The following is an 11,613-nucleotide window of genomic DNA, read 5'->3' as shown; positions in this document are numbered from 1 at the left end:
AATGAAAGTTTTACATATATGTTTATCAAATTTTTATATTGATAACGTTACATATCAAGAGAACATGCTTATAAAGGAGCATATTGATTCAGGTCATGAAGTAAAAGTTCTTGCTTCTACTGAGATTTTTGACTCTCAAAAAAAATTAGTTTATTCAAAGGCAGGAACATATACTGGTGCAGAAGGGGCTGAGGTCACTAGGATTGATTATGCTAAGTTTCTCCCTCATATAATTATGAAAAAGCTAAGGGTGCATAGTGGAGTTTATCAATTTATAGAAAACTTTAAGCCTGATGTTATCATGTTTCATTCTATGTGTGGCTGGGAGTTAAAAACAGTATGTAAATATAAAAAAAATAATCCATCAGTAAAATTATATATGGATAGTCATGAAGACTTTAACAATAGTGCAAGGGGATTTATCTCGAAGTATTTTCTCCATTGGCTTTATTATAGACCTATAGCAAAAAAAGCATCAACTTTTTCAAATAAGGTATTATGCATTTCTATAGAAACTATGGGGTTTTTAAATGAATTTTATGGAATTGACAAATCAAGACTAGAGTTTTATCCTCTTGGCGGTAAAATTAAAGGGGATAATGAGTATGATGATAATAGAGTTAATAAAAGAAAGGAATTAGGATTATCATCAAAAGATATACTTTTTTTACAATGTGGGAAGTTGACCAAAAGAAAGAAGTTATTAGAAAGCATCTCTGCTTTTGTTGAAGTTGAAAATAAAAATTTCAAACTTATAATCGCAGGTTTAATGGACTTTGATGTTGAAACCTCAGTTAGAGAGTTAATCGAAAAAGATGAAAGAATTACTTTTTTAGGTTGGCAGACTTCAGAACAAGTTGAACAATTACTTGATGCGTCAGATGTTTACCTCCAACCAGGCACGCAGTCAGCAACTATGCAAGCAAGTTTATGTGCTCGTAGTGCAATTATTATTGATAATGTAGCAAGCCATCAGCCATACCTTAAAGAGAACGGTTGGTTTGCCAATGATTCCATTAGTATCAAAAAAGTATTAGAGGAAATAAGTAAAAACCCTCACCAATTAGTCAAAATGTCACAAAATTCATTTGATATAGCAAAAAATATGTTGAATTATAAGAAGTTAGCAACTAGGATTTTAAAATAAAATGAACTCAGTAGTTAAAGAATATCATCAAATTTGTAATAACTGTGTAATGGACACTACAGATAGTAAGATTACCTTTGATGATAAGGGAGTGTGCGACCACTGTAATACTTTCTATAAAGATATAGAGCCTAACTGGAACCCAAACGATAAAGGCTGGGCTGAGATATCAAAAATCGCAGATGATATTAAAAAGGAAGGCGAAGGGAAAGATTTTGATTGCATCATAGGAATGAGTGGCGGTATTGATAGTTCATATTTAGTTTATCTTGCTAAAGAGAAGCTAGGTTTAAGGCCTTTAGTCTTTCATGTTGATGCTGGCTGGAATTCTCAACAAGCTGTACATAATATCGAGCAAATAGTAGATAGGTTAGATTTAGACCTTTATACAGAAGTAATTGATTGGGAAGAGATGAAAGACTTGCAGTTATCATTTTTCAAGGCTGGAGTTTCACATACAGATACCCCGCAAGATCATTCTTTTTTTGCAACTATGTATAAATTTGCAGCAAAACATAAAATCAAACATATTTTGACTGGTGGTAATTACTCAACTGAGTGTATAAGAAATCCACTTGAATGGATGTACTTTCAATCAGATGCGCGTCAAATAAAAGATATACAAAAAAAGTTTGGTACAAAAAAATTAAAGAATTTTCCTCTAACCAATATTCTGTGGCATAAAATTTATTTACCTTATATTAAAGGTATTAAACTTTATAGACCATTGGATTTTATGCCATATGATAAAGAGGAAGCTACTCAGTTTTTAGTAGATAATCTAGGCTATCAAAGGTATGCTCAAAAGCATTTTGAATCTCGTTTTACTCGTTTTTATGAAGCATTTTGGTTATATAAAAAGTTTAGTTTTGATACTCGTAAAGTACAATATTCAAGCTTAATTGTAACTGGTCAAATGACGCGTGAAGAGGCCTTAGAAAAACTTAAGAGCCCAGCATATGATCCAGAAACAATCGATGATGACTTTAATTATATTGCTAATAAATTAGGTATAACATCTGCTGAATTAAAAGGGTATTTAGAAGCTCCGAATAAAACATATAAAGATTATAAAAACCAGCAGTCTATTTATGACTGGGGCGCTAAGGTTATGCGCAAGCTTGGCTTGGAAAAAGGTGGAAAACGATGATAGCTATTGTTGATTATGGCTCAGGTAATATACAGGCGATAAAAAACATTTATGATAAGTTAAAAGTAGAGTCATTTTTTGCAAAATACCCTGAAGATTTACTTAAAGCAGATAAAATAATTCTGCCAGGTGTCGGTGCGTTTGATGAAGCAATGGCTCAATTGAATGACTCTGGCATGCGCAATCAGCTAGATCGCTTGGTTTTAAAAAATAAAGTACCTGTTTTTGGCGTTTGTGTCGGAATGCAGATAATGTCAGCAAGTAGTGATGAAGGTGAACTGGCAGGGTTAGGTTGGTTCGATGCCACAGTTAAAAAATTTGATGAACATGATATTAAAGTGAAGCCAAAATTACCTCATATGGGATGGAATGAAATTGAAACACAGCGTTCACATTCCATTTTGAGTAATATAGATAGTGAAAAAGGATTTTATTTTTTACATTCTTATTATTTTGATTGTAATGTCTCTGATGACATTTTAATAAAAGCAACTTACGGTAAACAATTTACTTGTGCCGTGAGTAAAGGGAATATATTTGGCTTTCAATTTCACCCTGAAAAAAGTCATTCTAATGGGATAAATCTTTTTAGAAATTTTGCGGAATTATAATAATGTTAAGATCTCGAATATCACCTTGTTTATTAGTTCACAATAAAGGCTTAGTTAAAACTGTTAAGTTTAAAGAACCTAAATATGTAGGTGATCCAATTAATGCCGTCAAAATCTTTAATGAAAAGGAGGTCGATGAATTAATTGTCTTAGATATAGATGCAAGTATAACTGGCTCAGAACCAGATTATAAAATGATCGAAAACTTGGCAAACGAAAGCAGAATGCCTTTATGCTATGGTGGTGGGATCACTACTGCAGAGCAAGCTAAAAAAATTATAAAACTAGGTGTTGAAAAGGTTGCAGTGTCTAGTTCTGCATTAATAAATTTGAATCTGCTAACAGAGATGGCTGACATCATTGGTAGGCAAAGTGTTGTTGTTGTGTTGGATGTAAAGAAAAGCATTTTTGGAAGTTATGAGGTTTATACCCATAACGGTAAAAAGAAGATTAAGAAAAAACTCGATATTATTATTCAAGAACTAGAAGAAGTCGGAATTGGCGAGTTAGTTATTAATTCTATTGATAATGATGGTGTGATGAAAGGCTATGATATGAATCTGGCCGAAAAAGTTCGTCATTTATCGAATGTCCCATTAACTATACTTGGAGGAGCCGGTAGCTCCGATGATATATTGAAATTAGTTGAAAAGTTTAAGGTTATTGGGGCTTCTGCTGGGAGCCTTTTTGTATTCAAAGGACGATATAAAGCGGTGTTAATAAATTACTTACCTCAAACTATTCTTCAAAAAATCAGAGAAATAGCAAAAATTTAAATTGGACTTAAAATAATGAAACAAATTCTTCAAGATATGGCTAAAGGCGGCTCAAGTATTGTTGAGGCTCCTTCTCCTCAAGCCTCAAAAGGTCATTTAGTTATTAATACCACTACAACGCTTATTTCTGCTGGTACAGAACGTATGTTAGTTGATTTTGGTAAAGCAAATTTTATTGATAAAGCACGACAGCAGCCAGATAAAGTGAAGATGGTACTTGAAAAAGTACAAACTGATGGTTTGATGACAACAATTGATACAGTTAAGAGTAAGTTATCGCAGCCTTTACCGCTTGGTTACTGTAATGTTGGAGTTATTGAGTCAGCGGGAAAAAATACAAGTGATTTTAAAGTAGGTGACCGTGTTGTTTCCAATGGTCCCCATGCTGACGTTGTGCGTGTTGCTAAAAATTTATGTGCAAAAATTCCTGATAATGTCTCCGATGAAGAGGCTGCTTTTACTGTTGTAGCGAGTATTGGTTTGCAAGGTATACGCCTTGCTAAACCAACAATGGGTGAATGTTTTGTTGTTACCGGTGTAGGCCTTATAGGTTTATTAACAGTACAAATGCTAAGAGCGCAAGGCTGTAGAGTTTTAGCTATAGATTTTGACCAATCGAAATTAGATATTGCTAAACAATTTGGTGCTGAGATTTGTAACCCTGATAAAGGTGAAGATCCTGTTTCCGTTGGTATGGCGTTTAGCCGTGGGGTTGGTGTTGATGGTGTTATTATCACCGCATCAACTAAATCTAACGATCCTGTTACACAAGCGGCACGTATGAGCCGAAAACGTGGCCGTATTATTTTGGTCGGTGTTATTGGGCTTGAACTTAGCCGCGCTGACTTTTATGAAAAAGAATTAACTTTCCAGGTTTCGTGTTCTTATGGCCCTGGCCGTTATGATCCTAGTTATGAAGAAAAAGGTAATGATTACCCGCTTGCTTTTGTTCGTTGGACTGAACAGCGAAACTTTGAAGCAATTCTAGATATGATGTCTGGAGGTCAGCTTGATGTTAAGCCATTGATCACTCATAGATTTGAATTTGAAAAAGCAGCTGATGCTTATGAATTACTCTCGGCGGACAAAACAGCATTAGGTATATTATTGCAGTTTACTTCAGAGCCCCATACTCGTCATTTAAGTGTTGTAAAGTTAAATAAAGCACCAAGTTATAGCAAATCTGAACCCGTTGTTGGTTTTGTTGGTGCTGGTAATTATGCTTCACGGGTATTAATCCCAGCTTTTAAAAGTGCAGGTGCACAACTGCATAGTATTGCTACCTCCGGTGGCGTGAATGGTGTTATCCATGGTGATAAGTCAGGTTTTTCTGAGGCTACGACAGATACACACGCAATGATTAATGATGAAAAAGTTAATACCGTTGCTATAGTTACACGTCATAATAGCCATAGTTACTTTGTTAACCAAGCCTTGAAAGCAAATAAAAATGTTTTTGTTGAAAAACCACTAGCCATTAGTTTAGATGAGTTAGCTGAAGTTAAATCTATTTATAAACAATCTCAGAAAACGACTAATCCACCAAAGTTGATGCTTGGTTTTAACCGTCGTTTTTCTCCTCAAATTCAAAAAATGAAAGCGTTATTAACGCCTATAAAGGAACCTAAATCATTTGTTATGACAATGAACGCAGGAAATATACCTAGCGATCACTGGACTCAAGACAATGAAGTTGGGGGGGGCAGAATTATTGGTGAGGCTTGCCACTTTATTGATTTGATGCGTTACTTGGCTGGCAGTGAAATTGTATCAGTACAAGCTCGTAGAATGGGCGACACCAATGCCGTTGAGGTTACTGAAGACAAAGCGGCAATAATTCTTGGCTTTGCAGATGGTTCGTTCGGAACTATTCATTATTTTGCCAATGGTGCTGCAAGTTTTCCAAAAGAGCGTGTAGAGGTATTTGCCGCGGGTAAGGTTCTGCAATTAGATAATTTTGTAAAATTAAAAGGTTTTGGTTGGAAAGGGTTCAAAAAAATGAACCTCTGGAAGCAAGACAAAGGACAAAATCTTTGTTCTAAGCTCTTTTTAGATTCAATTAAAAATGGTACTCCAGCACCTATTTCAGCAGAAGAAATCTTTGAAGTTGCTAAAATTTCAATTGAGATTGCAGAGCAACTTAGAAAACAATGATAGCTAAAGTAAAAAAAATACTTCAAGTATTTCATACTTTGAAATACTTGAAGTTTGAACAGTTTTGGTTTCGTTTTTTATACCGTTTTAAAAAACCGAATGTACCATTCGTTAACGCAGAACTATCAAAACTCTCATGGAACTGGAATGGCCCTGCTATATATAATCAAAGTATTTTTGACGTTAGCCATGTTCGGTTCTTATCTCTTGATGGAACAGTTAACTCTGTATTATGTTGGAATGATCCCGCTAAAGAAAAGCTTTGGCTCTATAACCTACATTATTTTGATGACTTAAACTCGAACAGCTTTGCTGAACGTAAAAATACTCACTTCTGCTTTATTAATAAGTGGATATTAGAAAATCCTGCTTGTACTGGTAATGGCTGGGAACCGTACCCGCTTTCTTTAAGGTTAGTAAATTGGGTTAAGTGGTTTAGTAAGCACGATACTGTTGAGCAGAAACATCTTAGTAGTATGTTGCAACAAGCTAATGCGTTATCACAACAACTTGAGTATCATATATTAGGTAACCACTTATTTGCGAATGCTAAAGCGTTAACTTTTGTTGGTTGTTATATTGGTAATAGTCATGCAGAAAAATACCTAGATTTAGGATTGAAGCTTCTTGATAGGGAGATACCAGAGCAGTTTTTAGAAGATGGTGCTCATTTTGAACTATCGCCAATGTACCATGAAATATTATTATGGGATTTACTCGAGTTAATAGGCTTAGCCAAAGCAAGTCAAAATGAAAAACTTATGCGGAGACTACCCTACTGGAGTGAAGTAGCCAGCAAGGCACTTTATTGGTTGAAGAGTATGATTCACCCTGATGGTGAAGTGAGTTTTTTTAATGACTCAGCGATAGGTATTGCAGCTAAGCCTCAACAAATTTTTGATTATGCTACATCACTTGGTTTAAACGTTATAGATACTCTACCTAAGGTGAACACAAATAAGCAAAGTGGCTACAGTAGAATTTCTTCATCTCTTTATACTTTGATTATTGACCATGCAAATGTAGGCCCTGATTACTTACCAGGTCATGCACATGCTGACACTTTAAGTTTTGAATTATCTGTTGGTGATGAACGTGTATTTGTTAACTCAGGTACCTCTTTATATGGTGTGAGTAAAGAGCGATTAAGACAACGACAAACTGCAGCTCACAATACGGTTGTTGTAGATGGTGAAGACTCTTCAGAAGTATGGTCTGGCTTTAGAGTTGCCCGTCGTGCTTACGCTAAGCTGCTAGACGTTAACCAAAGTGGAATCGAGGTTTGTTTACAAGCTCAACATGATGGCTATAAACGTTTAAAAGGTAAAGTGACCCACTCACGAAGATTTACTACAAACAATAATGAAATTCATATTAAAGATAACTTAGTAGGTAAATTTAATCAGGCTAGTGCATTTTTTCATCTTCATCCAGATATTGAGTTTGAAATAGTTTCTGATCGCGTGGTGAAGTTAGTCACTAAAAATAAAGTTGAGTTAACAATACATAGTACATGCCGTATTCAAATATCCGATAGTACTTATCATCCTGAATTTGGTGTCAGCATTAATAATAAACAACTTAAAATGGATTTAGTTGATAGCCAATTAAATACTGTTATTAGAATAATAGAGGATTGATTTTGCGTATTTTGGTTTTGTCTTTTTATTACCAGCCTGATCTGTGTGCAGGTTCATTCAGAGCTACTTCTTTAATTGAACAGTTAAAGAAATACGATGATGTAGAAATTGAAATTGTAACAACGATGCCAAATCGTTATGCGTCATTTTCTGCTTCAGCAAATAGTTTTGAGCAGGTAGGCAATGTCACGCTTAATCGAATTGACTTGCCCTCGCATAACAGTGGTATGTTAGACCAAATAAAGTCATTTACAAGATTTTATATTGAAGCAGTAAAACTAACCAAGGATAAAGAATATGACTTGGTATTTGCTACAAGCTCTAGGTTATTTACAGCCTTTTTAGGTGCGCGTTTAGCTAAAAAGAAAAAACTACCTCTATATTTAGATATTCGTGATATTTTTGTTGATACCATAAAGGATGTTCTAAATCCTAAAGTTACTTTTTTTGCTAAGCCTGTTCTTTCACTCATTGAAAGTTACACCTTTAAGGCTGCAAATCATATAAACCTTGTTTCAAAAGGTTTTGAAAATTACTTTATTCATCGATTTAAGCAAGCTGAGTTTAGTTATTTTACTAATGGTATTGATGAGGAGTTTTTGGGTTTAGCTGTAAATGATGAAGATATTTCAGAGCAACAAATAATCCTTTATGCAGGGAATATTGGTGAAGGGCAAGGTTTACATACAATTCTACCTGAATTAGCTAAAAACCTAGATGAAACATTTAAAATTGATGTGATCGGTGACGGCGGTAGAAAGCCTATTTTAGAAAGTACTTTACTTGCTATTGAAAATGTAAATGTACTTCCTCCTGTGCAGAGAAAGGAGTTGTCAGACCAATATATGAATGCGGATGTGTTATTCTTACACTTAAATGACTATCCTGCTTTTGAAAAAGTACTGCCTTCAAAGATCTTCGAGTATGCTGCAACAGGTAAGCCTATACTTGCTGGCGTAAGTGGTTATGCCGCAAAATTTATTGCAGATGAAGTAATAAATGCTGAGGTATTTCATCCTGGAGATGCACAAGGTGCTATTGATGCTTTAAATAAACTTAAGTTTGTAGATACAGATCGAAGCGAATTTATTAAGCGTTATACTCGAACCAATATAATGCAAAATATGGCTGAATCTATAATAAATGTTGGAAGTAAAAACAATGCATAATATTTTATTAACTGGTTACACAGGCTTTGTTGGTACTCATTTATTAACTGAGTTGGAAGCTAGTTATAATATCTCGCTTTTAGGTCGTAAATCACTTAAGCATTTAAGTCATGATTTTTATCAAGCTGAATTAAATGATAAATCAGACTTCAGTATTGCGCTAACTAATATAAATACTGTTATTCATTGTGCCGCGAGAGCACACATTATGAATGATGATTCTCAAGACCCTTTAGCGGAATTTAGAGAGGTTAATACCTATGGTACACTTAACTTAGCTAAGCAGGCTGCTTCTTCAGGGGTTAAGCGCTTTATTTATATTAGTTCAATTAAGGTAAATGGTGAAAGTACTGAGTCTGAATGCGCTTTTATGTTTAATGATAAACATGCACCACAAGATCCCTACGGTTTATCTAAAAGTGAGGCTGAAACTCAACTCTTTTCTCTTGGTAAAGAAACAGGAATGGAAATAGTAGTTATTCGGCCTCCTTTAGTTTTTGGAGAGGGAGTTAAAGCTAACTTTGCTGCTTTATTAAAATTAGTTGGCAAAGGCTTACCCTTACCATTTAGGTGTATCACTCAAAATAAGCGTAGCATGGTGTCAGTTTATAACTTGGTTGATTTAATTAAAACCTGTATTGAGCATCCTAATGCAGCTAATCAGGTGTTTTTAGCTTCTGATGATGATGATTTATCAACAGCTGAAATGGTTGCTTTAATGGCTAAAGTACAAGTCAAAGCTAACTTTGCTTTACCGGTGCCTGTTTGGGTTTTTAATTTGGCTGGAAAAGTATTAAATAAACAAGCTGTGGTAAATAGATTGACAGGTTCATTACAGATAGATATCGAACATACTAAAACTACTTTAAACTGGCAGCCACCTTATAGTGTTGAACATGGTTTTAAGTTAGCAGCTAAAAAACAGCGTAATTAGTACTTATAAAAATTTAGGATATATTGATGATTCGTTTATTAGATTTGTTTTTTTCGTTTTTTGGTTTGCTATTTGCTATGCCATTTTTGTTGATATTATTTGTACTAGGCTTATTTGATACAGGCTCGCCTATTTTTAGGCAAGAGCGTGTAGGGCGTAATAAAATACCATTCACTTTAGTTAAATTTAGAACTATGAAGGTTGACACTGCTTCGGTAGCTAGCCATTTGGCGAGTTCAGCTTCAATCACGCCTTTTGGTAACTTTTTACGTAAAACTAAGTTAGATGAATTACCTCAATTGTGGAATGTATTAAAAGGTGAAATGAGTTTGGTTGGCCCTCGCCCTGGGTTGTTTAATCAACAGGAGTTGACTGAAGCACGTGATGCTAAAAATGTATATGCTGTACGCCCAGGTATAACGGGTGAAGCGCAAGTAAATGAAATTGATATGTCGACTCCTGAGTTATTAGCAAAAACAGATGCAAAGATGATTAGAGAGTTGAATTTGGTTAATTATTTTAAATTTATTTTGCAGACTGTTACAGGTAAAGGGTCTGGTGATAGAGTTAAAGGGAGTTAGGTTTTTCGAATACCCTACTTATATGACTTATATGACTTATATGACTTAAATGACATTGGAAAAAGTGTGACTTATGTCACGCTTTTTGGTTTTAACTCACAGTTATATAATCGGTCGGTATTTCATGATTAATTCAGGGTTTAGAGTTATTTAAATTATAGTTGAGGGGGTTCTTGGTTGTATAATATTAGTTGGTTTATACGATTTTTTTTAAAATCAAATATCAAGTAATTTATAGCCAGACAAGCGATTAATGGAGGTAGTTGTGCTGGTAAGTTCTGGAAGGGCGCTTTAAATCTAAAGCCTTGTTAGATAAAATTGCTATTTTAAGTAGCATGATGTACGTTGATTTAAATTTTCTTCTAGCAAAAAATGGCTGATTCTGTTACTGGTTCACAAGGTTTAACTTTTGAACAAAATCAATATAAAGCATGGATAAGGTTCTCCATTTAGGCTCTGTTATTATTAAAGGTAATATTGAGATAGGTGTGCTGAATAGTGTTTGTATAGGAGTCGTTGATGATACCGAGATTGGTGAAGGAGTCAAAATAGATAATATTGTCCATATCGCACATTACTACAGTGTTGGCAATAGTTGCATGTTAACCGCAAGTACTGAGTTAAGAGAAAAATATTAAAGACACTCAAACTTATCTTGTTGATATTTGTATTTTAAGAGCTTTAGACTAAACTTTAATCACTGTGTAAATGGTTTTGGTAATTGTTATGGCTAGAGCTCGAGAGTCTTTAATCGATTTAAATGCAACTCCTTATTATCATTGTATTAATCGCTGTATTCGTAGAAGCTTTTTATGCGGTGATGATAAGTATTCAGGTAATAACTTTGACCACAGGCGTACTTGGTTGGTCGATAGAATAAAATTCCTTTCTTCTTTTTTTGCCATAGATATTACCGCTTATTCAATCATGTCAAATCACTATCATATTGTTTTAAAAGTAAACCGTGATGAAGCTTTAAACTTATCAAACGATGAAGTAATAGAGCGCTGGTATCAGGTATATCGTGGCTGTATTTTGGTAGACCGTTATAGAGCTGGTGAAAAATTTAATTCTGCTTATATGTTTAGGATTAATGAAATAGTAGCTGAGTGGCGTTCCCGGTTGTACGACATTAGTTGGTTTATGCGAAACCTTAATGAATTTATAGCTAGAAAAGCGAATAGCGAAGATGGCTGTACCGGTAGGTTCTGGGAAGGGCGCTTTAAATCTCAAGCCTTACTAGATGAAGCTTCTATTTTAAGTTGCATGATGTATGTAGATTTAAACCCTATTCGAGCAAAAATGGCTGATTCTTTGATTAGTAGCGATTTTACATCGATTCAAGAGCGTATAAAGCAATATCAGTCTTTTCAAAAGCAATGTCATTCTAAAAAGAGTAAACCTAATAAAAAATCTGATTTTTCAGTATTACAGCAACCAAAGTCACTATT

The 11,613-nt window shown here is 34.5% G+C and carries 11 protein-coding genes; all 11 read left to right on the top strand.

Annotated features, from left to right (window positions below):
• Position 1 precedes the first annotated feature (1 nt).
• Complete coding sequence (locus CJF42_RS10175; RefSeq protein WP_095366586.1) at positions 2-1,147, top strand: glycosyltransferase family 4 protein; 1,146 nt, start codon at positions 2-4, stop codon at positions 1,145-1,147.
• A gap of 1 nt (position 1,148) precedes the next feature.
• Positions 1,149-2,297: an N-acetyl sugar amidotransferase gene (locus CJF42_RS10170; protein WP_095366585.1), complete on the top strand. Its 1,149-nt coding sequence runs from the start codon at positions 1,149-1,151 to the stop codon at positions 2,295-2,297.
• Entirely contained in the window at positions 2,294-2,908 is a 615-nt protein-coding gene (hisH, locus tag CJF42_RS10165; protein WP_095366584.1) for an imidazole glycerol phosphate synthase subunit HisH, read from the top strand. Before CJF42_RS10170 ends, hisH begins: the two co-directional genes overlap by 4 nt.
• Positions 2,909-2,910: 2 nt before the next feature.
• Positions 2,911-3,684, top strand: coding sequence for an AglZ/HisF2 family acetamidino modification protein (locus CJF42_RS10160; protein ID WP_095366583.1), 774 nt, complete (start codon positions 2,911-2,913; stop codon positions 3,682-3,684).
• Between the two features lie 15 nt (positions 3,685-3,699).
• Positions 3,700-5,838 (top strand): bi-domain-containing oxidoreductase, encoded by a 2,139-nt coding sequence (locus CJF42_RS10155; protein WP_095366582.1) that lies wholly within the window; start codon positions 3,700-3,702, stop codon positions 5,836-5,838.
• Complete coding sequence (locus CJF42_RS10150; RefSeq protein ID WP_095366581.1) at positions 5,835-7,478, top strand: heparinase II/III family protein; 1,644 nt, start codon at positions 5,835-5,837, stop codon at positions 7,476-7,478. The genes CJF42_RS10155 and CJF42_RS10150 overlap by 4 nt, the downstream gene beginning before the upstream one ends.
• A gap of 2 nt (positions 7,479-7,480) precedes the next feature.
• Positions 7,481-8,647, top strand: a complete 1,167-nt coding sequence (locus tag CJF42_RS10145) for a glycosyltransferase family 4 protein (protein ID WP_095366580.1) — start codon at positions 7,481-7,483, stop codon at positions 8,645-8,647.
• Positions 8,640-9,581: a UDP-glucose 4-epimerase family protein gene (locus CJF42_RS10140; protein WP_095366579.1), complete on the top strand. Its 942-nt coding sequence runs from the start codon at positions 8,640-8,642 to the stop codon at positions 9,579-9,581. Before CJF42_RS10145 ends, CJF42_RS10140 begins: the two co-directional genes overlap by 8 nt.
• A 26-nt stretch (positions 9,582-9,607) precedes the next feature.
• Entirely contained in the window at positions 9,608-10,162 is a 555-nt protein-coding gene (locus tag CJF42_RS10135; RefSeq protein ID WP_095366578.1) for a sugar transferase, read from the top strand.
• Between the two features lie 431 nt (positions 10,163-10,593).
• The gene (locus CJF42_RS10130) at positions 10,594-10,800 is read left to right on the top strand and encodes an LbetaH domain-containing protein (RefSeq protein ID WP_095366577.1); all 207 of its coding nucleotides are present in this window, start codon (positions 10,594-10,596) and stop codon (positions 10,798-10,800) included.
• Positions 10,801-10,888: 88 nt separating this feature from the next.
• On the top strand, positions 10,889-11,613 hold a 725-nt coding region (locus CJF42_RS10125), incomplete at its 3' end, for a transposase (RefSeq protein ID WP_212668801.1).

The organism is Pseudoalteromonas sp. NBT06-2 (assembly GCF_002276045.1).
In the GTDB taxonomy this organism is placed as follows: Bacteria; Pseudomonadota; Gammaproteobacteria; order Enterobacterales; family Alteromonadaceae; genus Pseudoalteromonas.
The sequence above is the reverse complement of the archived record's forward strand: the minus strand, read 5'-3'. Positions and strand labels throughout refer to the sequence as shown.

Coding starts and splice junctions, on each gene's coding strand:
- CJF42_RS10175 (WP_095366586.1), top strand. CDS start 2: ATGAAAGTTTTACATATATGTTTATCAAATTTTTATATTGATAACGTT.
- CJF42_RS10170 (WP_095366585.1), top strand. CDS start 1,149: ATGAACTCAGTAGTTAAAGAATATCATCAAATTTGTAATAACTGTGTA.
- hisH (WP_095366584.1), top strand. CDS start 2,294: ATGATAGCTATTGTTGATTATGGCTCAGGTAATATACAGGCGATAAAA.
- CJF42_RS10160 (WP_095366583.1), top strand. CDS start 2,911: ATGTTAAGATCTCGAATATCACCTTGTTTATTAGTTCACAATAAAGGC.
- CJF42_RS10155 (WP_095366582.1), top strand. CDS start 3,700: ATGAAACAAATTCTTCAAGATATGGCTAAAGGCGGCTCAAGTATTGTT.
- CJF42_RS10150 (WP_095366581.1), top strand. CDS start 5,835: ATGATAGCTAAAGTAAAAAAAATACTTCAAGTATTTCATACTTTGAAA.
- CJF42_RS10140 (WP_095366579.1), top strand. CDS start 8,640: ATGCATAATATTTTATTAACTGGTTACACAGGCTTTGTTGGTACTCAT.
- CJF42_RS10135 (WP_095366578.1), top strand. CDS start 9,608: ATGATTCGTTTATTAGATTTGTTTTTTTCGTTTTTTGGTTTGCTATTT.
- CJF42_RS10130 (WP_095366577.1), top strand. CDS start 10,594: ATGGATAAGGTTCTCCATTTAGGCTCTGTTATTATTAAAGGTAATATT.